Source organism: Marinobacter sp. DUT-1, assembly GCF_050379415.1.
Lineage (GTDB): Bacteria > Pseudomonadota > Gammaproteobacteria > Pseudomonadales > Oleiphilaceae > Marinobacter.
This window is the reverse complement of record NZ_JBNRLS010000001.1, coordinates 363,108-389,517: the sequence shown is the minus strand read 5'-3', so window position 1 is coordinate 389,517 and position 26,410 is coordinate 363,108. Positions and strand designations below refer to the sequence as shown.

Below are 26,410 nucleotides of genomic sequence, written 5' to 3'. Positions count from 1 at the left end.
GGGTTTCCTGAATCCGTAAAGACCGCAAGTCGGGTTGGAAATTTCAATATTTAGAGTTCAAAATATCTGCGTTTCCAAAAAGGGAGGTACATTTTCCAACCGGCTGCCGATGTATGCAGCTATAGGAGTCCTCATATTGGGTGACGTAGTCAAAGACGATTATCAGACCGATTACGTGGCGGGTCAGGACAATATCGCTCGGTTCGGTTTCGATATCCATAACATCGTTTTTCCGTTAACAGCCTTTCTGATTGTCGCGTTTGTTGTTGCGACACTGATTTTCCCCTCCGGGGCGAAGGAACTGCTCGATAGCGCCAAGAATGGCGCTATCGATGTTTTCGACTGGGGGTTTCTTCTCAGTGCCAACCTGTTTGTGCTGCTGTGTCTGGCGCTGATCTTTATGCCCGTGGGCAAGATCCGGATTGGCGGTATTGATGCCAAGCCCGAGTTTTCCCTGTTGTCCTGGTTTGCGATGCTGTTCGCCGCTGGCATGGGTACGGGGCTGATGTTCTGGTCTGTCGCCGAGCCGGTGGCCTATTACACCGATTGGTATGGAACGCCACTGGGTGTCGAACCGAATACGGCGGAGGGTGCCCGCCTGGCGATGGGGGCGACCATGTATCATTGGGGGCTGCACCCCTGGGCGATTTACGCGATTGTTGGCCTTTCGTTGTCGTTTTTTGCGTTTAACAAGGGCCTGCCGCTGACCATTCGCTCCGCCTTTTTTCCTCTCCTCGGCGATCAAGTCTGGGGCTGGCCCGGTAATGTGATTGATACCGTGGCCGTTCTGGCGACGATCTTCGGGCTTGCCACATCGCTTGGCTTCGGTGCCCAGCAGGCAGCCTCCGGGATCTCCTACCTGTTTGATATCGAGAGTGGTCTGAATGTCCAGATCGGCGTGATTGCCGGTGTCACCGCGGTCGCAACCTTCTCTGTTATCCGGGGGATCCACGGTGGTGTGAGGCTGCTGAGTAACGCCAACATGGTCATGGCAGGGCTGCTGCTGGTGTTTGTTATCTTTGCCGGGCCCACGCTCGCCATTTTCCAGTGGCTCTGGGACACAACCGTTTCTTACGCATCAAACATGGTCGCGTTGAGCAATCCGTTTGGCCGTGAAGAGGACACCACCTGGTTCCATGGCTGGACCGTGTTCTACTGGGCCTGGTGGATCTCCTGGTCACCGTTTGTGGGCATGTTCATTGCCCGGGTATCCAGGGGCCGCACGGTGCGGGAATTCGTGACGGCGGTACTGATTATCCCCACGATCATCACCGCGTTCTGGATGAGCGGCTTTGGCGGCACTGCGCTTGAGCAGGTCCAGAACGACGTGGGCGTGCTGGGTTCCGACGGCCTGACCGAGGTATCTCTGGCCATGTTCCAGGCGCTGGAGAACATTTCGCTCTCGGCGATCACCTCGTTCATCGGCATTACGCTGGTGTTGACGTTCTTCGTGACCTCTTCCGATTCCGGCTCACTGGTGATTGATAGCATTACCTCCGGTGGCAAGACTGATGCGCCCAAGGCCCAGCGGATTTTCTGGGCTGTGACGGAGGGCAGTATCGCCGGTGTGCTGCTTTTCGTGGGTGGCAAGCAGGCCCTGAATGCCCTGCAGGCGGGCGCCCTGAGTGTGGGGCTGCCCTTTACGCTGGTGCTGCTGGTGATGAGTTACAGCCTGTTCAAAGGCCTTCACCACGAGCGCCGGTTGCTGATGGCTGAGGGTAGAGTGTGATCGGCGAAAGCCATTTCGGGCTTTCTGCCTGAGCGGCTTCCGGGCTCTGACTCTGGCGATGGCCAGACGGGCCCGGTTAGCTCCGATCGCGCACAGAATGCGCGTGGCGTTTAAGGTCTTTGATAATCTCGGGTACCTTGAAGGGCAGCAACTTCCTGGCAGCATTCAAGAGATAGATCACCAGATTCATCTTCTTGTACCAGAGGACCCTGCGGATCTTTTCCTTCATGGGGTGGTAGCCCTCCATGTAAAGCTCGTCCACACATTTCGCGTTGTTGGTGAGGCTGTATTGGCTCAAATCCAGCGGCACCACGATGTCCGCGTTTTTCAGCTGGTTGCGGGTATTGAAATCGATGCCAATGTTGATGGCATTGGTGATCACATCAAACGTGTCGTGCGGTTTCGGGTAGCGGCTGACATGGCTCAGGTCAATGGCCACGGTAATACCCGCGCCCATGCCCTCTAGCGGCGAAATCGGGACATTCTCTACCAGCCCGCCGTCCACCAGGATCCGGCCATCCACTTCCACCGGCACAAACAGGCCGGGTACTGCCATGGACGCACAGACCGCATCTGCCAGGTTCCCTTTTCTGAAGACCAGTTGTTCACCGGTTTCGATGTCCGTCGCGCAAATGGCCAGGGGGACCTTGGCATCTTCGATCCGGCAATCCCCAAGATCCCGATGAATCATCGCCCGGATGTTATCCGTACTGAACAGGCCACCGCGTTCGAAGGTGAAGTTAATGATTTTCGACAGGTTCAGCGTTGAACAGATTGACAGTATGGAGTCTGCCGGGCGGCCGAAGGCGTAGTAGCTGGCAATCAGCGCCCCGGCACTGGTGCCTGAGATGCAATGGATCGGGATCTGCTCTTCCTCGAACGCCTTCAGGGCGCCAATGTGAGCAATGCCCTTGGCCGCACCGCCCCCGAGAGCCAGGCCAATGCGAGTGTTAAAGGGGTTGAGTTTCATGAACGAGCGCCTGTGAACACGGTGAAGGTAATGCCGATCATAATCATGTTCTGACTTTGCTATGGTCCGGGAGTTTGTTCAATAGTGCGCGCGTGATCAAGCAGTGGTCTCTACGCCCTGTGAATTGATCGGATGTTGGTTACTCGCGCTCTTCGGGTTAAGATCTCAGACCGCATCGCCAGGGCGCGGATGGCCCTGTTGACGGTGATGCAGGTTCAAGGATGACAGCTAACGCAAAGGATGCGATATGAGCAAAGCGATTGTGCTGCTCGGAGACATGGGCTCCGAGCACGAGGGTTTTTCTCCCACTCCGGTGATTGCCGGCTCCCCCGATGTTCTGATTAATGGCAAACCCGCAGCCCGAGTGGGGGATCCGCTGGCACCACACTCCAAACCGAAACACCCCCCGCATCCGCGCATTATTGCCGGTGGCTCCAGTACGGTGATGATCAATGGCAAGCCGGCAGCGATAACCGGTGGCGCGATTTCTTGTGGCGGGGTGATTGTTGGCAGCGGCAGCGTTGTTGTTGGTGATTAACATGCGCTGATGACTTACCGGCCAGGGCGGGACTTGATGTCCACAACCTGTCCGTTTCTCAGGGTGACAACCTGTCGAAACTGGTTGTCCGAGAAGTCGTATAGCCACTCCTGAATCAGCACCGGTTGCAGGGTTTGCCAGGTTTCCGAGCGTTTTCGAAGTGGGGGTGCCTGCCATTCCAGACGCTTGGATATCGGCTCGCCGCACCGGGCGATCAGTTCATATTCGGTTTTGATATGCCTGAGTATGTTGGGGGTGCACCTGGGTGAATCGGAGGCGTGAAATCCATACCCAAGGGTGTCAACGCGGGCGAGCTTGCCGTTGCGAAAGACCAACCTTTGCATGAAGCGCTGTGGGCCGTGGTTGTAATACCAGTGCGCTTCGGTCTGTACCACGCCGAGGCCCGGCACCGTCGCGCTGGGGTATTCCGCGATGTAGTCCGCCGGCCCGCAGCTTTCCTCCACCTCGATGGGCCAGGCTCCGTCATTGACCAGCGAGCTGCCGCAGCGAAGCGCACCCTGGCTGGTCTGGGCCAGGGCGGCGAGGGTGAGGAGGGCCATAAGTCGCTTGAGGGTTGTCATGGCCTGATTTTGCATCAGTTGGGTATCTGGATCTAATACTACGCCCCGGAGTGTGCACCGGACTCGGCAGGCGATCGGAATCAAGAATTGTAAAGATATATAGCTTTTTGATACTGGTGTATTTTTTCGGCACATCCATGCTGTAAAGTATCTGCCACGACAACATGTAAGGGATGACATCTGGTTCAAAGAGGAACCACCCTCCGCGCCTTGGTCCGCATTCCCTTTCCGCTGTCTCATCACTGTTATCACTTGTTCTTGAAACAATTGTTCCTGGCAGGTTACGGAGCCCAATCAATGAAAAAAATCCTTCCCTGGCTGATGTTGGGGGTTCTTACCGGCTGTGCTACCCAGACGCCTCAGATGACGGAAGTCGAGCCGGCCGTTACCGCAGAGCAGCAGCGAGCTGCGCAGCAGGCCGCACTGGAAGAAGACAAGCCCCAGCAGCTGAGCCTGAAAAGAAAAATTGCGGTTGGTCGCATTTCCAATGAAACGAATTATGGTCGGAGTCTGCTTCGTTCCAACGCTGAGGATCAGTTGGGTTCAAAGGTAACAGACATGTTCCTGCAGGCTTTGGCCAACAGCGAAAGCTATCTGGTTTTTGAACGCCCGGATATTGAGCTGTTGAGCAAGGAGGCGGAACTGTCCGGTCAGGAAGTTTCAATCGTTGGCGTCGACACCCTTGTCATTGGTTCGCTGACCCAGTTCGGTCGCGCGACGACAGGCGAACGCGGTTTTTTATCCTCCTCCAAGAAACAGGAAGCCACCGCAACCGTCGATCTTCGGTTGGTGGACGTGACCACCGGTAGGGTCTTCGCCTCTGTGACGGGATCGGGTTCTTCATCGACCGAACAGGCCCGCACGATGGGATTTGGTTCTGCGGCAGGATACGACGGCAGCCTGAATGATCAAGCTATTGCCGCGGCTGTCACAGCTGCCGTGGACAAGATGACAGGCCTGTTCCTTGAAAAGCCGTGGACAGCCGATGTCCTGGCCCAGGAAGGCGATCTCATTTATATCAGCGGCGGCCAGAGCCAGGGTGTCGACAAAGGGATGGTGTTTGCTGTTGAGACACAAGGCAAGAAAGTGAAATCTCAGACTACCGGGACGGTGATCACCCTACCAGGCAAGAAAATTGCCGAGCTGACGGTCGTCGGGCTGTTTGGCGATGATCCTCTGGAACAGGGGGCCGTCGGCGAAATCTCTGAGGGCTCTCTGAAAGGCCATGATCTGAGCGAACTGCGCGTCAAGGAGAAGCAACAATGAGGATTCTGCTCGCGTTACTGATCTGTTTCACCCTGACGGCATGTGTCCAGTCGCCCACACGCAATACCCAGGTAGTCGATGACCGCCCGGGTATTGCGTTCGAACTGTCATCGGTGGCTTCGGAATACTATGAGCTCCGGATTGACGGGGTCTCCTATGGTTATGTTGGTCAGTATCAGGCCGGTGAAAATCTGCTCAAAATTATTGATGGCACTCATCAAGTTGAACTTTTGTCCGACGGCAAGGTGGTTTATCAACAAGAGGTTTATCTCGGGGCTGGTGTTAACAGGATTCTGAAGGTAGGGACACATGACTAAGAAGTTCTTTCTCACATTGTCGATGCTTGTGTTGTTGACGGGATGTGCCAGTAACCAGGGGTTGTACGAGTGGGGGCAGTATCAGGAAACGCTGTTCGTGGTTTATCAGGAACCCGGGTTGAAAGAGGAGGCTCTGAAAAATTACGTGGAGTTTGTTGAAACCGGGGGTACGTCTGAACATCCGATAGCTCCGGGTCTTTTTGCAGAGGCGGGCACCTTTATGCTGGAACAGGGTGAGGTTGAAGCCGCACTCAAATTCTACCGGATGGAATACGATGCATGGCCCGAGAGCCGGCCGATGCTCAGCATGCTCATCGAGAACCTGGAGGCCCGGCAATGAGAGCATTGAAGCTGTCCCTCGTGTTTTTCGTGGTCGCGTTGGTCACTGGTTGTGCCACGACGGGCAATCCAGACCGTCTTGATGCGTTCCACAATGCGTCACCCAAGTCGATTCTGGTGGTGCCTCCTGTCAATATGTCGACTGATGTACAGAGCACGACCTCGCTACTGGCAACGTTACCTTTCTACCTTGCGGAGAAGGGTTATTACGTTTTCCCCGTAAACACAGTGAAAACGTTGCTGGAATACGAGGGCTATTACGAACCCGCCGAAGTCCATGCCGCACCGCCTGAGCAGCTGGCCAATCTGTTCAAGGCAGATTCGATACTGTACGTGACCATTCACGAGTGGACGTCCAGGTACATGTTGCTGACGACCACAACGGAGGTGGATTTCGAATATCGGATTGTGAATGCCGATGGAGCAGAGCTCTGGACTGCCCGCCAGAGAATGACGTACACCCCCGATAACAACAGCTCGGGTAATCCGTTGGTGGACCTTCTCGCCATGGCCGTAACGGCAGCGGTGGAAAGGGCAGCGCCGAACTATTTGCCACTGACCAGGCAGGCAAATGCGGCTGCATTCTATGGCGTGAACGGCGTTCCGCCCGGGCCTTATAGCCCGACTTACGAGCAGTACTATAAGCGGGTAAATGCCGCGAAATAGCAACGTGCTCCAGGTTCTTCAAAATTTCAGGCGGATCAGGTCCAGAGCCAGCAGCTCCTGCAACATGCTATAACTCAGCCCCCATATGCAGTAGCCCTGGTATCGGCAACAGGGCATGTTCAGGGTGCGGAGAGGCGTGCGCCAGGGAAGGCTGCCCTGGTTCTCCGGGGCTGCAAGGTAGTCGAGGGGGATCCACACTACGCGCTCGACTTCATGGTTCATCGATACTGCCTTCGGCCCCCGCCACTCGTAAACGTAAGGAGTCACAACCATCGGTCGCCAGCGGTTGTGACGGCGGGTAATCAGGTCAGACAGCCGGGCCTGGAAACGGCCATGGTGTATCAGGTCGATACCGGTTTCTTCGAGAGTTTCCCGTTCGGCGGTTGCCCGGGGAGTGGCATCCTCAGCTTGCATACGCCCGCCGGGAAAGGCCATATCCCCGGACCAGGGATCGCCTTCCCGACGGGCCCGCTGGATAAACAGCAACTCAATGCGACCGTCTTCAGTCTTCCGGTAGATCAAAGCCACGGCGGCTCGGGCAAGGCGACGCCGGAAAGGGATCTTATGGGGGCGTAAGTTACTTGCCCAACGGTTGAATGCCACAGAGCTCTGTTCCTATTGATCGTCGACTGTTCAGTCAGGCAAAGTCGTATTCGCCCCCTTTTTCGAGAGCCCGCCTGTACGCCGGTCTGGCATGCACCCGCTCAACCCAGTCGGTGATGTTAGGCCGATCCTTGCCGACGATGCCCCGTGCCACGGAGGCTTCCAACGGAAAGCTCATCTGAATATCCGCCCCGCTGAGTTGATCCCCCAGAAACCAGGTATTTTTCGCCAGGTGGGCTTCGACGAAATCCAGGTGTGTCCTGATCATCGGACCGATGAAAATCTGATTGGTTTTGTCGGAGATGCCTTTTGCCACTGGCTTGATGAAAAACGGCATGGGGCTGGTCTTTACCTTTTCAAACACCAGGCGCATGACCAGCGGCGGCATAAGGGAGCCTTCGGCATAGTGCAGCCAGTAGGTGTAATCCAGCCATGCCTGGCCACCGCCTTCCGGCAGCATGGTGTCTTTGCCATAGGTGTGGGCGAGGTATTCGATAATGGCACCGGACTCGGCCACGACCAGATCACCATCGGTAATCACCGGTGATTTGCCCAGCGGGTGTACCTTCTTGAGGCTTTCCGGCGCCAGCATGGTTTCGGGGTCGCGCTGGTAACGCTGGATCTCGTAGGGCACGCCTAACTCCTCCAGCATCCAGAGAACACGTTGTGAGCGGGAATTGTTCAGGTGATGAACCGTAATCATGCGCAAACTCCGTTCGCATCAAAAGAATGGATAGCCTTGAAGAGTAGTCTGGAAATAGCTTTTTGGTTCACTCCTTGTTTGTTTATGGCCTTATCAGCTTCTGACGGCCCGCCCTTTAGAGGGAGTTTTTCATTTACGTTGTGGATTGGGCTACCATGTTTGCTCGTAAAATGTCCCGATCCCAGAGAAGCTATCCCCATGCCGGAAGACCCCCTCAAAACCCTGTCCGACCTTGCCAGCGATGCCCACACCCGCATCCAGGCAACCCACCAGCACATCAATCCGGTTGTGGAGGTTCGCAGAGGCATGCGTGATGCCGGCATCCCTGCGGATGTCATGACAATTGACTGTTTGCGAACCCGCCGGCGCATTAACCTTATCCTTCATGATGAGCAGCCGGGCGTTATTCTGTACCAGTTCGTGACCATCGAGGATGAAGTGGGCAACGATTTCCAGCAGATGGCTTTGGGCGACATGTCTGAGAGCATACTGTTTGACTGGATGCAGGAATATTTTGCCTGATTGGCACACGAGTCTGACTGACACTGGAGTAAACTTGGGGTAACCAACAACAATAAACCGACAGGTTTCCCCCGATGTTCCTATCTCGAAAACGTCACCTTGTTCCGATTTTTGGTCTGGCGCTGGCCGTCGCCGGCTGTGATACCGGCCCGGGTTCGTCATCGGAGACCAACAGTGCCGGGCACACTGCGCCAACTGTCAGCACCGGTGAGGTCAATCAACGGGTTCTGGAGCAGCGTCCCTTTGATAACCGCGACGATTTTGAAAACGCGCGACGCGGACTGATTGCCCAGGATCCGGAGCTGGTCATTGCTCATCTCGAGGGCGGTGAAGTCTGGAACATGCCGGACTATGCATTTATCGACAGTGATGGCGAAAATGCCCCTGCCTCGGTGAACCCCAGCCTCTGGCGCCAGGCGGCTTTGAACAATATCCACGGTCTGTTCGAGGTGACCGACGGCCTCTACCAGGTTCGGGGGTATGATCTGGCCAACATGTCGATTGTCGAAGGCGATACAGGCTGGATTCTGGTTGATCCCCTGACCGCCCGGGAAACCGCGAGCAAAGCCTTCCTGTTTGCCCGGGAGCACCTGGGGGAAAAGCCGGTAAGGGCGATTCTGTTTACCCACAGTCACATTGACCACTTTGGTGGTGTGCAAGGCATTCTCCAGCACCTTTCGGACGAGGAAAAAGCGAATCTGCGCATCATTGTGCCAGCCGGCTTCGAGGAGGAAGCGACCAGCGAGAATATTATTGCTGGTCCGGCCATGACCCGGCGGGCCATGTTCATGTATGGCAAGCGGCTCGGGCGCGATGAGCGTGGCCATGTGGGTACGGGCCTGGGTAAGGGGCCGGCCTTCGGAACCTTTGGCTTTGCGCCACCCACAGACCTGATCAGCAAGACAGGAACGGAGCTGACGGTGGACGGCGTGCCGATGGTGTTCCAGATTGTGTCAGGCTCCGAGGCCCCCGCAGAATTCACCTTCTATCTGCCCGAGCACAAGGCATTCTGCGGCGCCGAGCTGGTCAGCCGGAATATGCACAACCTTTACACCCTACGCGGCGCGAAGGTTCGCGATGCACGGCTCTGGAGCGCCTTCATTGACGAAGCCAGAACCCGGTTTGCCGAGGCGGCTATCTATTTCGGCAGCCATCACTGGCCACTCTGGGGGCAGCAAAACATCCAGGACTTCCTGGCCAAGCAGCGGGATACCTACAAGTACATCCATGATCAGACGGTCCGGCTGATGAACCAGGGTGCGACGCCGAGGGAAATAGCCGAGCAGCTGACATTGCCGCCCGCGTTGAACGAGGATTTCCATAACCAGGGCTATTACGGAACCGTCTCCCACAATGCCAAAGCGGTCTATCAGTATTATCTGGGCTGGTACTCCGGCAATCCGGCCCAACTCAACCCGCTGCCTGAGCGCGACTCGGCCACTCGCTATGTCGAGATGATGGGCGGTTCCGACACGGTACTGGAAAAGGCCCGGGAGGAGTTTGGGGCGGCTGCGGATATGGCGGCGGCCGAGGCGCGGGAGACTTATCGATGGCTTGCGGAATTGTTGAACCAGGTGGTCTTTGCCGAGCCGGAGAATGATGAAGCGAAACACCTGCTGGCCAATGTCTACGACCAACTCGGATACCAGGCGGAATCTGCACCCTGGCGGGACGTCTACCTGACAGGGGCCTACGAGCTGCGTCATGGCGCGCCGGAGGAGGGACTCAAGCCGGCCATGATGCGGGAGGTTCTGCTCAATACACCGGTGGCCCGGTTCTTCGATAGTATGGCGGTGCGCCTGATGGCCGAGGATGCGGAAGGTGAGCACCTGTCAGTGAAAATCACCTTCACGGATCTCGGTGAGAGCTACCTCCTGACTCTGCAGAATTCCGTCTTGCACAACCGCCTGACCGGTCCGGATACCCCGGCTGACGCCACACTCCGGTTGACACGCCCGATGTTCGTGGATCTTCTGGTTGGCAACGCCGGGCTGAAAGAACTGTTGTTCAGTGATGACATCAGCTTTGAGGGCAGTCGGCTCGACCTGATCCACTTTTTCAGCATGCTGGACAAACCCGAGGGTCGTTTCAATATCGTGACCCCCTGATTCGCGCACGATTGAACCTGCCCCGGTTTTCCGTTACATCTAGCAGCTCACTTGATGCGAAGAGCTACCCTCAACCCACAGACCAGGAGGCCGGTAATGGCGGAACAATCACTCAAGGAACAACTGGGCAGCGCGGTGAAAGACGCGATGCGGAGCAAGGATAAAATCCGGCTGACCACCCTGCGCATGGCCCAGTCTGCGGTCAAACAGATTGAAATTGACGAGCGCCGCGAGCTCAGCGATGAAGATGTTTTGAAAGTTCTGGACAAGATGCTCAAGCAGCGCCGGGATGCTGCCAGTCAGTATGATGACGCCGGTCGCGAGGAACTGGGCGACAAGGAGAGGGCGGAAATGGTGATCCTTGAAGAATTCATGCCCGCCGCCCTGAGCGAGGATGACCTGGACGCCTTGATCCGAATGGCCATCAGTTCAACCGATGCGCAGGGGATGCAGGATATGGGACGAGTGATGAACGAGCTGCGCCCGCAGGTACTTGGCCGGGTCGACATGGGTCATCTGAGCAAGAAGGTGCGGTCGGCGCTGGCGGGCTGATTGACTCAGCCCGCTCTCGGTTTTGCCTTACTTCACCGGAAGCAAGGGGCATTGGAAGTAGACCGGTGGGCCATCAGGAAAAGATCCCTGAGTGATGACCAGGTGGCCCATTGACTCGTGATACTGGATGTCCTCGTAAGATGTCAGAACCGGTACGATTCCGTGATACATAAACGCGGCCGCGGTCCATTCCGCGGTGTGAGTGAACCAACGCCCTCCGTTATAGTCCGGATTGCCCGGCGCTGCTTCGGAGACCGGCAGTTGACCTTCCGGATTATTGGAATTGGTCACCACGTAAAGGGCGTCGAAGGATTGAAGGTTGTTGGCTGTGGGAGCAGGCAGGGTGGTGGTTCCCTTGGTACCCCAGACCTCGCCGTCACCCCACAGTGCGGGCATGAAATTGGGCTGACCCGGGTCGGCGTAAGCCAAAGTGGTCAGAAGAAAACTTCCCAGTAAAAGCATAACGATACGAAACATAACGGATCCTCCTTGGCGGTAATGTCGTCGCTTTTCGTATTCCGGCCCGCAGGATTTCCAACGGGTCAGGAATAGCTTCTACCTTTGCCTGAGAGGGTTCCTCACATAACGTTAAATAGACCGTCACCATTTCATAACGACGCTGTTGGTTGTAGCGCACGAGACCGTGACATCTGCGCTGACCAGAGCCGTCGGCCAATCCAACTCCGTCTGGCCTGTGAAATGCGTGATCTTTGCCCTAAGCTTTTACCGAGAAAGTGGCCAGCCTGGGCGGTTCGAGAAGCTTATGTCCGATAAAGAGCTACGTACCAAATCCGATAAGCAGTCCATCGACCAGTTTATCAACGAGGTCAGCAAGCTACCGAAACAGGGTGGCGGGCAGGGCAGGCTGATTTTTGCCCTGGATGCCACCGCGAGTCGGGAGGCGACCTGGGATCAGGCCTGCCATTTACAGAGCGAACTGTTCATGGCGACCCGGGATCTGGGCGGCCTCGCGATCCAGCTTTGTTACTACCGTGGCTTTGGCGAATTCAAGGCCACGAAGTTTGTCACTGAGACCGGTCAGTTGCTGGACCTGATGAACGGTGTGTCCTGCCGGGGTGGCCTTACCCAGATAAGCCGGGTGTTGGCCCATGCCGTGAAAGAAACCCGCGCAAAACCCGTCAGGGCCGTGGTGTTTATCGGGGATTGTTGCGAAGAGCCGGTGGACAAGCTCTGCCACACCGCCGGAGAACTGGGCCTGCTGCGAACCCCGGTGTTCATGTTCCACGAGGGCGAGGACGCCCATGCCGGGGCGGTGTTCCAGCAGGTGAGCAAGCTCTCCGGAGGCGCCTATGCACCCTTTGATCGCAACAGCCCGCAGGTTCTGAAGGATCTTATGGCCGCGGTTGCGGTCTATGCATCCGGGGGAGCCAAGGCCTTGCAGGACTTCTCAAACCGCAGCTCCCCGGAGGTCAAGCGCCTGACCCGGCAGATCAGATAGCGCTTGTAACAATTCATCGATGGGCGGGCGAGCCCGGGGTATCCGAGTGCCATTGACGCTTCTGGTTATCGTGCTGGCGGTTGTTGCGTGGCTCTGGCTGCGTAACCAGCCGGCCAGCCAACGTAAACCGGCCATTCTCAAGCTGGCCCTGATCGCGGGTATCGGCATCGTGGTTCTGCTGGCCGTTACCGGTCGATTACACTTTGTGTTTGCCGCATTGGCGTTTCTTTATCCGCTGTTGCGTCGGGTACTGCCGTCGCTGTTGTCCGGGGCCGGTAATGGGGGCGCAGAGGGCAAGTCGGGCAACCAGTCCCGTGTGTCCAGCGAGATTATCGAGATGAGTCTCGACCATGATTCCGGAACCATGAGCGGAACGATCCTGAAAGGTCCCATGGCAGGCAGGGAACTGGCGGATCTGAGTGAAAGCGAATTTATCGAGCTGCTCCGGTATTGCCGGGCGCAAGACGAGGACTCTGCGCGGCTGCTGGAAACCTACCTGGACCGCCGATTCGGTGACTCCTGGCGGGCGGACGACGAGGCCGGCAGTGACGCTGGGGAATCCGGTGAGCGAGGCAATTCCGGCAACGCAGGCGGCCCACTGACGGAGAGTGAAGCCCTGGATGTTCTGGGCCTGGAGCCCGGAGCTAGCCGGGAAGAGATAATCCGGGCTCATCGCCGAATGATGCAGAAAGTGCATCCGGACCATGGCGGCAGTAACTATCTCGCGGCACGGATCAATGAAGCCAAGGAGCGATTGCTGGGCTGATTGACCGCGCTTACTCTGAAAATCCAGGCCAAACCCACTGAAGTACATTCACCGGAAGCTAAACGGAGGACTTGATGAACGCCTCTTTTATCGGCCTCGGCATCATGGGCAGCCGCATGGCCAACAACCTGCTTAAGGAAAACGGAATTTCACTCACGGTCTTCAACCGCTCTCCCGAGGCAATGGCCACGCTGGAAAAGGCTGGCGCCAAGGCTGCCGATTCTGCAAGGGCGGCAGTGACTGATGCGGATGTTGTGTTCACGATGCTGAGTGCGCCAGAGGTGGTCGAAAAGGTTGCCTTTGGAACCGACGGATTTGTCGATGCCATGGCCAAAGGCGCGCTGTGGGTAAACTGCTCCACGGTGAATCCGTCCTACACCCGAGAGTGCGATGAGCGGGCCCGTGCCCGGGGATTGAGGTTTCTGGACGCGCCCGTGGCAGGGACAAAAATGCCGGCAGAAACGGGGGAGCTGACTTTCCTGCTCGGCGGTGAACCCGACGACGTGGAGCAGGTTCGGCCATGGCTCGAGTACATGGGTCAGAAGATCCTCCACGTCGGTCCCGCTGGCCAGGGTAGTGCTTTCAAGATGTTGGTGAACGCCCTGCTAGCTCAAAGCATGCTGGTGTATTCCGAAACCGCTCTGCTGGGTGAAAAGCTGGGGTTCAGCCGGGATTTCCTGATGGATACCCTGCCGAATCTACCGGTGACAGCGCCTTTCCTGAAAGGCAAAGCCGGGCTTATCAAAGAGGGTGACTACGAAGCCCAGTTTCCGCTGGAGCTGATGCTCAAGGATCTGCACTTGCTGGATATAACCGCATACGAGGAGAAGCAGCCGCTGTTCCTCGCGGGGCTGGCGAAATCTGTCTATGGGCAGGCCAACAGTGCCGGACACGGACGGGATGATTTTGCTGCGGTATTCAATTATCTGGAAAAGCTTGGTTAACCCCGACTCCTGTGAATATTGATCAAATTACCTTCGCTTGGCGCCAGGCCCCGTGGTTGATGGCTTTGCACCGGGTATCCTGTCGTTGCCAACAATGTTATCCACAGATCCTGTGGGTAATGTTCAGGGAGGTTTCATGACACAACAGCCCACCGAAGCCCATAAGCGAGCAACGCTCCGTCGCCTGGAGAAGTTCAGCCGCTATACGGACAGCAGCATCGGTGTTCCTTTCACCCGCTTCAAAATCGGGTTGGATGCCATTGTCGGGCTGCTGCCGGGGGTGGGCGACCTGGTTGGCCTGGTGCTGTCCTCGTATGTGCTCATCGAGGCACAGCGGGTGGGCGCGAGCCGGGCAGTGAAGCTGCGGATGCTCCGTAACATGGGCATCGATTTTCTCGGTGGCCTGCTGCCGGTAGTTGGCGATGCCTTTGACGCCATTTACAAGGCCAATACCCGTAATACCCTGTTGCTGAAACGCTATCTGGAGGAACAGCTGGCGGTTGAGCCGCCTCCGCTACCGTTCCCCTGGAAGCTGCTGATCGGGCTGTCTCTGCTGTTTGCCCTGATTACCGGCGGTCTGACGCTGATCTTGTGAGGGCTCCCTGACAGGGTTTACGGTAGACTCCATCATCAACATCCAACTTCCCGGTGGAACCTTCATGAGTGATAACCCGTTAACCCAAGCCCTCAATATGGACGGTGAGGAACGCTACGACTACTTTCTGGACGCGGTAGGCGAGGAGCGCGAGATCTGGATTCTGGTCAATGCCGACAATCACTTTCTGAAGATCGTCTCGGAAGAAGACGGTGTGGCCTATCTGCCGGTCTGGCCAAGCGCAGAATTCGCAACCGAGTACGCCAAAGGGGCAGGGGATCTTTCTCCCAAAGCGATTTCCCTGCCGGACTTCTTCAGGAAGTGGGTGCCGGGACTAACCCGGGACGGGCTCGAAATCGGGGTGTTTCCTGGTGGGCAGGGGGAACTCTGGATCACTGCGCCGGACGAGTTGAAGCGCGACTTGACTGATTTGCCGTTCTAGTGGATGCCATCCCTGCCGTTCTCGAGACTTGAACCAACAAGAAGAAGGAGGACTGACCAATGAAGGTACTGCGAACCCCTGAGAGCCAGTTTGACGGGCTGTCCGGTTTTGATTTCGAACCCCGTTTCCTGCAAGTCGATGACTTCGAAGGCGGGGAGCTGCGCATGCACTATCTGGATGAGGGCCCGCAAAATGGCCAGGTGGTATTGCTGATGCATGGTGAGCCATCCTGGTGTTATCTGTACCGCAAGATGATTCCCATCATTACAGCAGCAGGCTATCGAGCGATCGCACCGGATCTGATCGGTTTTGGCCGCTCCGATAAACCTGCCGATCGGAACGATTACACGTACGCGCGCCATGTCGGTTGGATGCAGTCTTTTCTGGACCAGTTGGATCTCAAAGAGATCAACCTTGTCTGCCAGGATTGGGGTGGCTTGTTGGGATTGCGGCTGGTAGCAGAGAGCCCGGATCGTTTCACCTCGGTGGTTGCTGCCAACACTTTTCTGCCTACCGGGGATAATAACCTGGGATCGGCCTTTGAGAAGTGGCGCCAGTTTTCCCAGGAAACACCCGAATTCCATATTGCCGGCGTCATCAAGGGAGGGACCGTCACCCCGTTGTCTGAGGAGGTGATCAAGGCCTACAACGCTCCGTTTCCCGATGAGAGCTACAAGGAGGGAGCCCGTCAATTTCCCATGTTAGTGCCGGCGACCCCGAACGACCCCGCGTCGGAAGCCAATCGAAATGCCTGGGAAGTTCTCCGCCAATGGGACAAGCCCTTCCTGACGGCATTCAGTGACTCAGATCCGGTTACGGCCGGTGCAGAAAAGTACCTGCAGAAATTCATTCCCGGCGCGAAGGGGATGGACCACGTAACGATCAAAAATGGCGGTCACTTCCTGCAGGAGGACCAGCCGGAAGCCCTGGCGGAAGTTGTCGTCAGGTTCCTCAAGGCGCAGGTGCCGGCCTGACGATCCACAACCACGATCAACAGGGCATCGGATAATCATCAGGAGCCACCATGAACAACATGCAGATCGACATTGTTTCCGACATAGCCTGCCCCTGGTGTGCCATCGGTTACGCCCGCCTGGAGCGGGCCATGGCACAGTTGGCGCCAGAGTATGATTTCACCGTTCAATGGCATGCATTTGAGCTGAATCCGGACCACAGCGGCCAGGGTGAACCGATCCTGCCGGCATTGGCCCGCAAGTACGGGCGCAGCGAGGATGAAATGCGAGCCACCCAGAATCAGATGATGACCATTGCGAAGGATCTGGGCCTAAATTTCGAGAAGATGCAGGAGCGATTCACCTGCAATACCTTCGATGCCCACAGACTGGTGAAATGGGCGGGTGAGCAGGGCCGGCAGACGGCCATGAAACAGGCACTGTTTGATGCCTACTTCGGCCGGGCCGAAAACGTCTCGGACCGGGACGTTTTGTTGAGTTGCGCCGAAAGTGCCTGGCTGGACTCTGCGAAGGCCGCAGAGGTGCTTGATTCGGACCAGTACGCGAAGACTGTGCGCGAAGACGAAGCAACCTACCAGCAGGCAGGCGTTTCGGCGGTGCCTGCCTTCATTATAAACAGAAAATATCTTATATCCGGCGCCCAGGAGCCGGATGCACTGGTGCAGGCGTTCCGGGAGATTGCGGCAGAATCCGACTGAATGGCGCCTGATTCCGGCTACCCGTTTTAACGGGTAGCTGGAACACGTGATGAGCACGCGACCCAAATGGATCGACGGCGGAGTCTATATACTCGTAATTCTCAGGCACCGACTTGCCTGGGCGCGCAACAACGAATTGCCTCGTGATAGCTTTCCGCGATGTTACCGGAGACTGCTCTACCCAGAGGTACACGCCTTTGGCGCCGACGAGATATTCGCAGAGCACCACCCGGAAATCCGGCATCAGCATGAGCTCCGTCGGCTCTTGTCCAAAACAGAGTAGGTACTTGCTGGTAGTCTTCATGCGCCTTCCCTCCATGTGGTCTCATTGCCATCTTTGCGGGTTGGCGTGGTAAAGAACATCAGGCTTTTTGGTTTTTTTGTTCCGGTTTTTTCGATCTTTTAACGAGAAACCTGAAGGCCCTTTAATGCCGGGAAGCTGGGCATTTGACTTGATAGCGGCCACAATCACGCCACGGAACTCACTTGTATGGATCACTAGCCGAGCCGAACATGCCACCACACATGCCCCACGCCCAGCCCTCGGGTGTTCAGGAAGACAAACGCGCACTCTGGTCCTGGGCGCTGTATGACTGGGCCAACAGTGCCTTCTTCACAATCATTCTCACGTTTGTCTTTGCCCAGTACTTCAGCGTTTCTGTGGTGCAGGACGAAGTTGCCGGCACCAATGCCTGGGGCAACATTGTGGGCATCTCCGGTGTGTTTATTGCGATCCTCGCGCCGATGCTGGGGGCCATTGCAGACCAGTCAGGGCGCCGCAAACCCTGGTTGATCAGCTTTACCCTGTTGTGCGTGGTGTCATGTGCCATGCTCTGGACCGTTACTCCGGATCAGGACCAGTTCTGGAACGCTGCGCTATGGGTAGGGTTGGGCACCCTGGGCGCCGAGTTCGCGTTCATTTTCTACAATGCCATGCTGCCGGATATGGCCAGCCAGGAGCGTACCGGCCGTTGGTCCGGCTGGGCCTGGGGGCTGGGGTACGCGGGTGGTGTCACAAGCCTGGTAGTCGCGCTGTACGGCTTTATCGAGACCGACGCAAACCTCTTCAACCTGGACCGGGATCAGGCTGAGCACGTGCGCGCGACCTTCGTGCTCGTGGCTGTCTGGTATCTGGTGTTCGCGCTGCCCGCGTTCATCTTCACGCCGGACCGGCCGCCCACTGGCCTGAACCTTGCGGCTGCTGCCCGAGCAGGATTCGTGCAGCTCAAGGAGTCCATCGCCCATGTTCGCCAGTATAAGGATATTGTGCGATTCCTGATTGCCCGTATGCTCTACACCGACGGCCTGGCCACCATCTTCACCTTCGGGGGCGTTTACGCCGCGGGCACCTTCAACATGGCACCCACGGAAGTCCTGAAATTTGCCATTGCCCTGAACGTGACGGCAGGTCTCGGTGCGCTGGGCTTTGCCTGGATTGACGATGCTCTTGGCGGGCGTAACACCATTCTGCTGGCGTTGGTGGGGCTGGGTAGCAGTGCTTTGGCCATCCTGCTGGTAGACAGCGCGACGGCCTTCTGGGTTTGGGGCATGATCCTGGGTATTTTTGTCGGGCCGCTGCAATCGGCCAGCCGGTCACATCTGGCCCGGGTGGCTCCACCACACCTGCAGACCCAGATGTTTGGCCTGTTTGCCTTTTCCGGAAAGGCTACGGCTTTCGCAGGCCCCTTGCTGGTCGGCGCGGTGACCGCACTGACCGATAGCCAGCGTTGGGGCATGAGCACCATCCTGGTCTTCCTGTTAGTGGGCTTCGTGCTGATGCTGAAGGTTCCGGCGACCGAGGCCCGGAAAGCCCATTGAGAATCCTGAAATGGTATTTCACTGTGCGTGACAGAAATAAGGGGCTATTCCGCGCCCCTTTGGTAGTTGCGGTGACACTTGTGCAGCCCATGGATGACCTCCGCCAGTGCCGGGAACGGCCCTTCTGCCGGTAGGCCCGGCACAACTTCATTGATTGGCAGGGTTGCCTCCGTTGGAGGTCATTAACTGAGGATGGAGACGCGGCATTGTGGGTGCCACTGGCCATAGACAAGACCGGTGACACCCTCCGCAGTTATAACCAGAGTATCAATCAGAAGTGAAGGCTGAGTAGCTGTTCATCAGGTTCCGGTAATCAGGAATATGGTTAGAGAAGAGTTGTCCGAGGCCCTCAATGTCGTTTCTCCAGTCCCTGTGCAGTTCACAAGCTACTCCGAACCAGGTAATCAACTGTGCGCCAGCGGCGGACATTCGATCCCAGGCGGAGTCCCGGGTCAGTTCGTTGAAGGTTCCGGAGGCATCGGTTACAACGAATACGTCAAAGTCCTCTGCCAGAGCGGACAGGGTAGGAAAGGCAACGCACACTTCCGTTACCACGCCGGCAATGATCAGCTGCTTTTTGCCGGTTGCTTTCACTGCCGCCACGAAGTCCTCGTTATCCCACGCGTTGATCTGACCGGGTCGAGCGATGTAGGGCGCTTCAGGGAAAGTCGCTTTAAGTTCCGGTACTAATGGGCCGTTGGGGCCATCCTCAAAGCTGGTGGTGAGAATGGTAGGCAGGCCGAAATATTTTGCCAGGTCTGCCAACGCGAGCACGTTGTTTTTGAATCGATCCGGATCGATGTCTCTGACCAGCGACAATAAGCCGGTCTGGTGGTCGACAAGCAGCACGGCAGCATCGTTTTTATCAAGGCGAACATAGGGTTGGCTCATGTTTATCTCCATTTGAACGTGAACGTCGGACCATCGGTAGATTCATCGATGGCAGTCAGGTTCAGGCTAATTCAGGGAAAGGCAGTCGATAAGACTGCTAAAATAGTTCGTAGCGTTCCATTTTTAGAACAATGATGAGAAACCATGCAGGATCTGAACGATCTGTATTACTTCGTTAAAGTCGTGGAGTCTGGTGGCTTCGCGCCGGCAGAGCGGGCCATCGGAACGGCAAAATCGAAGCTGAGCCGTCGTGTTGCCGGACTGGAGGACCGTCTTGGTGTGAGACTGATCCACCGGTCAACAAGGCGGTTTTCGGTAACAGAGATCGGGCAACGGTATTACGAGCACTGCCGGGCGATGCTCATTGAAGCGGAGGCGGCCGAGGAGGCCATTGAGCAGGTCCGGGCCGAACCCAACGGGACGATCAAGGTCACTTGTCCTGTTGGCTTGCTGCACTTTCATGTCGGTGAAATGGTGGCCGAGTTCATGGGCCATTATCCCAAAATCTCTGTGTCACTTGAGGCCACAAATCGTCGGGTTGATGTTCTGGCGGAAGGAATTGATGTGGCACTTCGGGTTCGGCCACTGCCGCTGGAAGACAGTGATCTCATTTTGCGGGTTCTCTCGGATCGGGGACAGTGCGTTATAGCCAGCCCTCGACTTGTCGATCAGATGGGTGGGTTGCCCGAAAAGCCCGAGGATCTTGCACAGTGGCCTGCATTGAGCCGCTCTGGCTCGCTTGGTCAGTATGCCTGGCATTTGTTTTCCAAGTCTGGGGAGAAGAGGGAAGTGGCGTTTTCGCCTCGTTATGCCACTACCGATATGGAAGCCCTCAAGAAAGCCGCATTGGCTGGGGTGGGCGTTGTTCAATTACCTCAACTGATGCTTAAGGATGAGCTTCGTAGCGGTGCGCTGGTATCGCTTTTGACAGGTTGGGAGCCGCGCCGTGAAGTCATTCATCTGGTTTTTCCGTCCCGCCGGGGGATGTTGCCTTCGGTCAGGGCGTTTATTGAATTTCTGGCCTCGCGTTACGCGGACATCAATGAGAACTGATCAGGGCACTTCCTCAAACAAACGCCCCAGCCGGGCTTGGGGCGTCAGCTTCCCGCATAAACGCAGAGCCTCCCAGAAACTGACCTGGTTCGCTGTCAGCACCGGTTTGCCGGTGGCTTGCTCCAGATCGGTCAGCCAGGCGGCTGAATGGAGGGCGGTGTCGGGAATCAGCAGTGCGTCCGCGTCCTCGCGGGTATTCGCCATGGCGAAGTCGATCACTTCCTCTTTTCCAAGAGTGCCAACCTCGGCGGCGGTCACAATGCCACGGCTGGAAAGATGCACTACGTCGATGTCAAAGTGATTGAGGAACTGGCGGAATCGCAGCGCTACGTCTTCCGGATAGGTGGCCGCAATGGCAACTTTCTTCGCGTCGATTGCGGTGATGGCCCGGGCAAACGCCATGGCGGTTGTGGATGCCGGAACGCAGAGGGTTTTCTCAAGAGCGTCGATCTGTTGGCGGATGCCGTCCAGTCCAAGTACGAAGCTGGCGCTGGTGGACGTCCACATGACGGATTCAATCCCTGAGCCGGCCAGGGCTTCCGCACCTTTAGACAGCCGCTCGATACTGCCCATTTCACTAAGTGCCTCGATGGTATGGGCGTCTTCAAGAAATTCAGTGTGGATCAGATGGACCTCGGCTGGTGGGTCGATCATTCCGCCCATCAACGGGTAGTCGTCCTCGGCTGCATGGCCGGGGTAAAGAAAACCGAGTCTTGCGGGAGGTGGTGTCTGGTCCATTGCTGCCATGGCATGCGTGTCGGCGCAGAGCTGAATGTATTTGCCAGTTTGCGCGACTCTCTGTGCGGGCGTCAATTCTGTCTTTTCAGGCCTTTGTCCTGGCAGATTGGAACATAATTCCGTCTGCCACGTTGTTCCCGGTTGGTTTCTGATGAATAAAACAAGGAGAACAACAGATGCCTTCCCTGAAGCGTCCCGGGGTGTTCAGACCTCGCCTGATTGCCGTGTTTCTTGCTCTGGCTGTTGCCGGATGCATTGAAACGACGTCTGAAAGCTCACAACCTTCCGCCCAACAAAACCGGGTGTCCCCGGACCAGGCCTGTGCAAATCCGGGCAATGGGGCACCTCCTCAATGTGAGGTTCCTCCCGTGTCCTGTGCCGATGATACCCCCAGGGACGGCGGCCGAAGTTACCCGGTAATGCTGACCTCGGCCAGTGGTGAAACCATTGCCTTTCAGGTGCTCGAGCCGATTGGCGGAATTGACTGCAAACAGGGCCACCCGTTGGTACTGCATGGTCATGGTTTCGGTGGGTCACGAAATACCGAAGGGTTTGAAAACTATCGTGAGGCCGGTTTTGCAGTCATCTCGATCGATCAGCGGGGCTTCGGTGAAAGCACCGGCACTGTTCGCGTGATGGATCCCGAGTTCGAGGGGCGCGATCTGATCCAGATTCTCGATTGGGCTGAGGAAAATCTCGATTATCTGCAATACCGTCAGGAGCCTGACCTTCCTCGGGAATTGAGCCCAAACCTTGTGGTCGGCGCAATCGGCGGTAGTTATGGCGGTGGCTTCCAGCTCCTGCTGCACGGACAGGATCCGCGCCAGAGGCTTGATGCTCTTGTTCCGGATATTACCTGGCACGATCTGCGTTACAGCCTGAATCCCGGCAACGTCATCAAAACCGGCTGGGATCTGGCACTTGTTGCGGGCGGTGAAACGGGCTCCACCGGGAATGGTAACGGAGGCCTGGATCCGATCATTCGTGAGATCCTGGCGCAGGGTGCCACGCTGAACCGTTTCCCGGAAGCGGGCCTGGACTTCTTCTACTACCACAGCCCCGCATATCGTTGCACGGGAGAACCGGTGTCGGTATCCGAAACCCCGGACTTGCTGAATTATCAGATCAACCCACCAGCATTTGACGTCGAACCAACACCTTACCCGAAAGTGGATGTATTACTGACTCAGGGTATGAAGGACACGTTGTTCAATTTCAATGAAGCCTGGCGTAACTTTGAGTGCCTGAAAGCGCTGGGTGGAGATGTGCGCCTGCTGACCCACCAGTCCGGCCACATCCTGCCCGTGGAGGCGCCCGACGAGTTACAGCCAGCCGACTATGTGGATCCGACGGCAGGTTTGCTGGAAATTCCGGGCTTCCAGGGCGCAGCTGGTCAGTTTGCCTGTGGCGATATCTCGATTTCAGACGCTACCCTGAACTGGCTGGAGCACCATCTTCAGGGTAAACCGCTGGCAGGTTACTTTGAGGGAACCGACTCTGAAGTCTGTCTCTCACTGGCTGACGGCCAGTCTGTCATGGTGCCCATGGACGAATTCCCCGCTCCAGACCTTGAGGGAGGAGTGCTCCGGGGTGCGACGGTGGTCGAGCGGGACGTGGCAACCGAGCTGCCCGTGGCCTCCGGTTACGAAGCCGTCGCAACCGCTACTCAGCCGCCTGCGGCACTGGTTCTGGGCCAAGCAGGAGAGAGTGGGGCGACACTTGGCGGGATTCCCACTGCTACACTCACGGTGTCTGATCTGGCGGGTCGTTCAACCTGTGAGGTAGAACTCGATCCCTACGCTGCCGGTTGTGATCCGATGGTGTTTGTTGGTCTTGGCAAGCGTGCTGGTGGCGAGAGTCGCTGGCAACTGATCGACGATCAGATCAAACCGGTGCGGGGGCTCAAGGACCGGGAAGTCATCGAGCTGGTCGGGGTGGCTGAGGCTCTGGCGCCCGGAGATGAACTCGCCTTGTTGATCTATGGTTTCCACCCCCAGTACCCAGCGAGCTGGTCGCGGGATGCGCTCGTGCCCTTCGTCAATGTTGAGGGAACGGTGCAGTTGCCGGTGTTGCAGGGAGCGCTGCAAGGCACGATGTGACCTGGGCAGGGGGCCAAGGCGGGACTGGCTTGGCCCGAAGGTGCGGAGTCTTTATCATCGCGGACTATCCTCAAAAACCTGGGAGTCCGCCCATGAAGTTCCCGATGGTCACCGTCGCACTGGTTTCACTTGCGCTGATTTTTGTCCTCTGGGACCAGACCCGGGAAAAGCCCGAGCCGGTAGATGCCAGCCGCTTCTCGAATCTGGCGTCCGATCCGGTTCAGCGGAGCGTGGTCGTAGACTGGCTGGTCACCCAGGTTCCTGCTTTCTGTGAGCAGGCCACCGGCCAGCCTGCGGGCACAGATCTGCATTCAGGTTGCGTGAAGGAGGGCAAGGCACGTAGCTCTTCCTGTCGGCGGGCGATGAACGACCGGTTCCCGAGTATTGTGGCGTCTGATTCCGTCTTTCGGGATCTGTCGATCACCATGATGAATTGCCTGGTGCCGCAGTCTGGCCTGGTCAAATGATGTTTTAAATTGGAAAGATGGAGATTTGTGGTGTTGAATTAGCTTACCGGGTTTCATAGGGATTTATGGGCCGGTTCTATCCATGTACACGGACTGTAACTGAGAAAATGACCTTGTACAGTCTTTACCGTGTCGCTGTCTTTCCACTCCTTATCGGGCTGCTTTACTATTCGGGCGCCTATGTGGGAGTACATTTTGCTGCTCTCGAGAGTGGAATCGTTGTTCTCTGGCCTCCGAATGCAGTCTTGTTGGCTGCTTTGCTCAGCCGTCCACCGCGTTACTGGTGGCCTTTGCTGGTGGCTGTCCTGTGCGCGGAAGTTCTTGCAGACGTTCCGGTATTCACCGTTACCCAGGCGCTGCTGTTCGGCGCTATTAACATCACAGAGTGTCTGTTGGCGGCCAGCCTGATTCGTTATTTTCTGAATAGGGAAATGGACTGGTATGAGCCCAAGGACCTCAGTGTTTTTCTGTTTACTGTGTTTTTCATCGCCTCTCCGGTCGCTGCCCTGGGGGGAGCGTCGGTCTATTATTTCCTGTTAACCAACGATACCTCCTTCCTCACGTTCTGGCGTCTTTGGTGGATCGGCGATGCAACTGGATTGATTATCCTGACCCCGTTTCTTCACATGCTGTTCAGCGCCAGGTTTCAGCGGCAATCAGCAAACGGGACATGGCCCCAGCGACTTGAACTGGCGGTGGCGTGGATCGTCAGCCTGATGGCGTGTTTTCTGGTTTTCTCCGGCAACCTGCACTCGGAGGCTTATCTGGCTTTAACTCCTATTGTGGTCGTTGTAGCGCCAGTATGGGTGGCCATTCGCTTCGGCCCCCTGGCAGGATCGTGCCTGGCGACTGCGGTAGCCTTGTATGTTGCCTTCACCACGGCTGCGGGGGCGGGGCCGTTTATCCGTGAGTCTGAGTCGCACAGCGCATTGCTCACTCAGGAGTTCACGGTACTTTTTACCGTGATGGTGCTGTACATCGCAGCGTTTGTGCATCAGAACCGCCGGAAATCGAACGAACTTCGCGAGGCTCTCTCTGAGGTTAGGCAACTGAACCAGGCCCTGGAAGAGAGGGTGCGTCTCCGGACCGAGGAGCTGTATGAGGCCAACCAGCGTCTGCAATCACTGGCGCTGACCGATGAGCTGACCGGCATTGCGAATCGTCGAAAGATGAAACTTCTTGGAGAGGATGAAGTAAAACGAAGCGAACGTAGTCAGCGGCCCTTTTCTGTCATATTGCTGGATATAGATTATTTCAAAGGCGTAAACGACCAATACGGACATGCTGTTGGCGACCGTTGCCTGCAAGAGTTTGTGCGGGCCATCGCGTCATCCCTCCGATCGGTGGATCGCTTTGGTCGTTGGGGAGGAGAGGAGTTCATGGTCCTCGTGCCCGATTCGGACCACGTAGACCTGGCACACCTGTGTGAAAAGCTCCTTGGATGTGTGCGTGGTGTGGCGGTGCCGATTGATGATCACCACATTACACTGACCGCGTCCGTCGGTGTCGCAGAGTGGGATGGTGCCAGCTTCGATAAACTGGTTTCAGAGGCGGATGATGCGCTGTACACGGCTAAGGCGCAGGGCCGGGACAGGGCAGAGTTGAAACGTCGTGGTCTCCTCCCTACCGGTGGTGGAACTCTGGTTTAAGGGGCACAATCCCGAGACTAAGGGGTAACAGAGGTTCCCGCCCGGCGTTCAAGAATTGCCAGGGCATCCTCCAGCCTGCCGATACCACTGATGCCACCGCTTTCGACGAAATTGCCCGCTGCCGCCATTTTGGGCCCCATGGAGCCGGCAGGCAGGTCCAGCTCGCGGGCCTCGGTGAGAGTGAGTTCATGGATAGGCGCGGCAGTGTCTTTGCCAAAGTCCCGGTAGATGGCATCCACGTCAGTGAGCAGCAGTAAGGCATCTGCCCCCAGTTGTCGGGCCAACAGCGCGCTGGCGGCATCCTTGTCGATGACGGCCTCCACGCCAACCATGCTGCCGTCGTCACGGCGAAGAATCGGAATGCCGCCGCCTCCGGCGCAGATCACGACGACGCCCTGGTCCAGCAGGAGTTTGAGCACCCGAATGTCGGGGATTTCCAGGGGGACGGGCGAGGGCACGACCCGCCGCCACTTGTCGCCATCCCTGGCTATCTGCCAGCCTGCGGCTTCAGCCCTGGCCTCTGCTTCCTTCCTGTCGTAAACCGGCCCGACGAATTTCGTAGGCTTTTTGAAGGCGGGATCATCCTTGTCTACCAACACCTGGGTGAGCAGGGTCGCCACTGGCCGATCGTGGCCCAGGACATTTTCCAGCTCCTGCTCGATGATATACCCGATCATGCCTTCGGTTTCGGCGCCCAGTACGTCCAGCGGGTAGGCTTCGTCCGGCTTGTAGGCGGCCCCCTGCAGTGCCAGCAGACCTACCTGTGGCCCGTTGCCGTGGGTGATGACCAGTTGGTGACCGGCCTGGATGATGTCGGCCAGTGCCTCTGCGGCGATCTTCACATTGGCGCGCTGGGCCTGGGCTGTCAGGGGTTCACCGCGCCGCAACAGGGCGTTGCCTCCCAGGGCTGCTACTACAAGCAT

30 protein-coding genes are annotated in these 26,410 nt (G+C 57.1%); 21 read left to right on the top strand and 9 right to left on the bottom strand.

The features are described from left to right. Positions 1-136 precede the first annotated feature (136 nt). Positions 137-1,729, top strand: coding sequence for a BCCT family transporter (locus ACQUTG_RS01770; RefSeq protein WP_428917760.1), 1,593 nt, complete (start codon positions 137-139; stop codon positions 1,727-1,729). 76 nt (positions 1,730-1,805) lie between these two features. Here ACQUTG_RS01770 and ACQUTG_RS01765 read toward each other — a convergent pair whose 3' ends face one another. After that, complete coding sequence (locus ACQUTG_RS01765; protein ID WP_428917759.1) at positions 1,806-2,699, bottom strand: patatin-like phospholipase family protein; 894 nt, start codon at positions 2,697-2,699, stop codon at positions 1,806-1,808. A 247-nt stretch (positions 2,700-2,946) separates the two neighbouring features. Here ACQUTG_RS01765 and ACQUTG_RS01760 point away from each other — a divergent pair, with 247 nt between their 5' ends. Continuing rightward, positions 2,947-3,237, top strand: a complete 291-nt coding sequence (locus ACQUTG_RS01760) for a type VI secretion system PAAR protein (protein ID WP_428917758.1) — start codon at positions 2,947-2,949, stop codon at positions 3,235-3,237. Positions 3,238-3,251: 14 nt separating this feature from the next. Here ACQUTG_RS01760 and ACQUTG_RS01755 read toward each other — a convergent pair whose 3' ends face one another. Further along, positions 3,252-3,833: a DUF2845 domain-containing protein gene (locus ACQUTG_RS01755; RefSeq protein ID WP_428917757.1), complete on the bottom strand. Its 582-nt coding sequence runs from the start codon at positions 3,831-3,833 to the stop codon at positions 3,252-3,254. Positions 3,834-4,115: 282 nt separating this feature from the next. Between ACQUTG_RS01755 and ACQUTG_RS01750 the strand changes: the two genes are divergently transcribed. From ACQUTG_RS01750 to ACQUTG_RS01735, 4 genes are read left to right on the top strand one after another with little or no spacing between them, the layout of a single operon-like run. Continuing rightward, a complete protein-coding gene (locus tag ACQUTG_RS01750) occupies positions 4,116-5,084 on the top strand; it encodes a CsgG/HfaB family protein (RefSeq protein WP_428917756.1) in 969 nt (322 codons plus the stop codon). Further along, entirely contained in the window at positions 5,081-5,401 is a 321-nt protein-coding gene (locus tag ACQUTG_RS01745) for a hypothetical protein (protein WP_428917755.1), read from the top strand. The genes ACQUTG_RS01750 and ACQUTG_RS01745 overlap by 4 nt, the downstream gene beginning before the upstream one ends. Then, complete coding sequence (locus ACQUTG_RS01740) at positions 5,394-5,741, top strand: DUF4810 domain-containing protein (protein ID WP_428917754.1); 348 nt, start codon at positions 5,394-5,396, stop codon at positions 5,739-5,741. Before ACQUTG_RS01745 ends, ACQUTG_RS01740 begins: the two co-directional genes overlap by 8 nt. Next, positions 5,738-6,406, top strand: coding sequence for a DUF799 domain-containing protein (locus ACQUTG_RS01735; RefSeq protein ID WP_428917753.1), 669 nt, complete (start codon positions 5,738-5,740; stop codon positions 6,404-6,406). The genes ACQUTG_RS01740 and ACQUTG_RS01735 overlap by 4 nt, the downstream gene beginning before the upstream one ends. A gap of 18 nt (positions 6,407-6,424) precedes the next feature. Here ACQUTG_RS01735 and ACQUTG_RS01730 read toward each other — a convergent pair whose 3' ends face one another. Together ACQUTG_RS01730 and ACQUTG_RS01725 are read right to left on the bottom strand one after the other, a co-directional pair. Continuing rightward, positions 6,425-6,934 (bottom strand): NUDIX hydrolase, encoded by a 510-nt coding sequence (locus ACQUTG_RS01730; protein WP_428917752.1) that lies wholly within the window; start codon positions 6,932-6,934, stop codon positions 6,425-6,427. A 109-nt stretch (positions 6,935-7,043) separates the two neighbouring features. Beyond that, the gene (locus ACQUTG_RS01725; RefSeq protein ID WP_428917751.1) at positions 7,044-7,712 is read right to left on the bottom strand and encodes a glutathione S-transferase family protein; all 669 of its coding nucleotides are present in this window, start codon (positions 7,710-7,712) and stop codon (positions 7,044-7,046) included. 198 nt (positions 7,713-7,910) lie between these two features. Between ACQUTG_RS01725 and ACQUTG_RS01720 the strand changes: the two genes are divergently transcribed. The 3 genes from ACQUTG_RS01720 to ACQUTG_RS01710 all read left to right on the top strand — a co-directional run bounded on the left by ACQUTG_RS01720 (position 7,911) and on the right by ACQUTG_RS01710 (position 10,894). Continuing rightward, a complete protein-coding gene (locus tag ACQUTG_RS01720) occupies positions 7,911-8,234 on the top strand; it encodes a hypothetical protein (RefSeq protein ID WP_428917750.1) in 324 nt (107 codons plus the stop codon). Positions 8,235-8,308: 74 nt separating this feature from the next. Beyond that, complete coding sequence (locus tag ACQUTG_RS01715; RefSeq protein ID WP_428917749.1) at positions 8,309-10,342, top strand: alkyl/aryl-sulfatase; 2,034 nt, start codon at positions 8,309-8,311, stop codon at positions 10,340-10,342. A gap of 96 nt (positions 10,343-10,438) precedes the next feature. Then, a complete protein-coding gene (locus ACQUTG_RS01710) occupies positions 10,439-10,894 on the top strand; it encodes a GatB/YqeY domain-containing protein (RefSeq protein ID WP_428917748.1) in 456 nt (151 codons plus the stop codon). A 27-nt stretch (positions 10,895-10,921) separates the two neighbouring features. On the opposite strand, the gene ACQUTG_RS01705 is transcribed toward ACQUTG_RS01710, so the two are convergent. Then, entirely contained in the window at positions 10,922-11,371 is a 450-nt protein-coding gene (locus ACQUTG_RS01705) for a hypothetical protein (RefSeq protein ID WP_428917747.1), read from the bottom strand. 286 nt (positions 11,372-11,657) lie between these two features. Here ACQUTG_RS01705 and ACQUTG_RS01700 point away from each other — a divergent pair, with 286 nt between their 5' ends. The 7 genes from ACQUTG_RS01700 (at position 11,658) to ACQUTG_RS01670 (ending at position 16,772) form a co-directional block, all read left to right on the top strand. Then, complete coding sequence (locus ACQUTG_RS01700; RefSeq protein ID WP_428917746.1) at positions 11,658-12,353, top strand: VWA domain-containing protein; 696 nt, start codon at positions 11,658-11,660, stop codon at positions 12,351-12,353. Positions 12,354-12,399: 46 nt separating this feature from the next. Continuing rightward, complete coding sequence (locus ACQUTG_RS01695) at positions 12,400-13,119, top strand: molecular chaperone DnaJ (protein ID WP_428917745.1); 720 nt, start codon at positions 12,400-12,402, stop codon at positions 13,117-13,119. A 74-nt stretch (positions 13,120-13,193) separates the two neighbouring features. Then, positions 13,194-14,063 carry an NAD(P)-dependent oxidoreductase gene (locus ACQUTG_RS01690; protein WP_428917744.1) on the top strand — a complete coding sequence of 290 codons (870 nt, stop codon included), beginning with the start codon at positions 13,194-13,196 and terminating at the stop codon, positions 14,061-14,063. A gap of 136 nt (positions 14,064-14,199) precedes the next feature. Next, on the top strand, positions 14,200-14,658 hold the full coding sequence (locus ACQUTG_RS01685; protein ID WP_428917743.1) for a DUF4112 domain-containing protein: 459 nt from the start codon (positions 14,200-14,202) through the stop codon (positions 14,656-14,658). A 64-nt stretch (positions 14,659-14,722) separates the two neighbouring features. Then, a complete protein-coding gene (locus ACQUTG_RS01680) occupies positions 14,723-15,100 on the top strand; it encodes a DUF2750 domain-containing protein (RefSeq protein ID WP_428917742.1) in 378 nt (125 codons plus the stop codon). A gap of 59 nt (positions 15,101-15,159) precedes the next feature. Then, a complete protein-coding gene (locus ACQUTG_RS01675; RefSeq protein ID WP_428917741.1) occupies positions 15,160-16,074 on the top strand; it encodes a haloalkane dehalogenase in 915 nt (304 codons plus the stop codon). Between the two features lie 50 nt (positions 16,075-16,124). Further along, positions 16,125-16,772 (top strand): DsbA family oxidoreductase, encoded by a 648-nt coding sequence (locus tag ACQUTG_RS01670; RefSeq protein ID WP_428917740.1) that lies wholly within the window; start codon positions 16,125-16,127, stop codon positions 16,770-16,772. On the opposite strand, the gene ACQUTG_RS01665 is transcribed toward ACQUTG_RS01670, so the two are convergent. Continuing rightward, positions 16,702-17,076, bottom strand: a complete 375-nt coding sequence (locus ACQUTG_RS01665) for a DUF7352 domain-containing protein (RefSeq protein ID WP_428917739.1) — start codon at positions 17,074-17,076, stop codon at positions 16,702-16,704. The genes ACQUTG_RS01670 and ACQUTG_RS01665 overlap by 71 nt on opposite strands. A 209-nt stretch (positions 17,077-17,285) precedes the next feature. Between ACQUTG_RS01665 and ACQUTG_RS01660 the strand changes: the two genes are divergently transcribed. Then, positions 17,286-18,590: an MFS transporter gene (locus ACQUTG_RS01660; RefSeq protein ID WP_428917738.1), complete on the top strand. Its 1,305-nt coding sequence runs from the start codon at positions 17,286-17,288 to the stop codon at positions 18,588-18,590. A gap of 267 nt (positions 18,591-18,857) precedes the next feature. Here the strand turns inward: ACQUTG_RS01660 and ycaC are convergent, their stop codons facing one another. Then, a complete protein-coding gene (gene ycaC, locus ACQUTG_RS01655; protein ID WP_428917737.1) occupies positions 18,858-19,481 on the bottom strand; it encodes an isochorismate family cysteine hydrolase YcaC in 624 nt (207 codons plus the stop codon). 144 nt (positions 19,482-19,625) lie between these two features. Between ycaC and ACQUTG_RS01650 the strand changes: the two genes are divergently transcribed. Next, positions 19,626-20,534 carry a LysR family transcriptional regulator gene (locus tag ACQUTG_RS01650; RefSeq protein ID WP_428917736.1) on the top strand — a complete coding sequence of 303 codons (909 nt, stop codon included), beginning with the start codon at positions 19,626-19,628 and terminating at the stop codon, positions 20,532-20,534. On the opposite strand, the gene ACQUTG_RS01645 is transcribed toward ACQUTG_RS01650, so the two are convergent. Further along, positions 20,535-21,281 (bottom strand): maleate cis-trans isomerase family protein, encoded by a 747-nt coding sequence (locus ACQUTG_RS01645; protein ID WP_428917735.1) that lies wholly within the window; start codon positions 21,279-21,281, stop codon positions 20,535-20,537. 359 nt (positions 21,282-21,640) lie between these two features. Between ACQUTG_RS01645 and ACQUTG_RS01640 the strand changes: the two genes are divergently transcribed. The 3 genes from ACQUTG_RS01640 to ACQUTG_RS01630 all read left to right on the top strand — a co-directional run bounded on the left by ACQUTG_RS01640 (position 21,641) and on the right by ACQUTG_RS01630 (position 25,487). Then, on the top strand, positions 21,641-23,371 hold the full coding sequence (locus ACQUTG_RS01640; protein WP_428917734.1) for an alpha/beta fold hydrolase: 1,731 nt from the start codon (positions 21,641-21,643) through the stop codon (positions 23,369-23,371). A 92-nt stretch (positions 23,372-23,463) separates the two neighbouring features. Further along, positions 23,464-23,838 (top strand): hypothetical protein, encoded by a 375-nt coding sequence (locus ACQUTG_RS01635; RefSeq protein WP_113862431.1) that lies wholly within the window; start codon positions 23,464-23,466, stop codon positions 23,836-23,838. A 107-nt stretch (positions 23,839-23,945) separates the two neighbouring features. Continuing rightward, positions 23,946-25,487 (top strand): diguanylate cyclase, encoded by a 1,542-nt coding sequence (locus tag ACQUTG_RS01630; RefSeq protein ID WP_428917733.1) that lies wholly within the window; start codon positions 23,946-23,948, stop codon positions 25,485-25,487. A 17-nt stretch (positions 25,488-25,504) separates the two neighbouring features. Here the strand turns inward: ACQUTG_RS01630 and arcC are convergent, their stop codons facing one another. Then, the gene (arcC, locus tag ACQUTG_RS01625; RefSeq protein WP_428917732.1) at positions 25,505-26,410 is read right to left on the bottom strand and encodes a carbamate kinase; all 906 of its coding nucleotides are present in this window, start codon (positions 26,408-26,410) and stop codon (positions 25,505-25,507) included.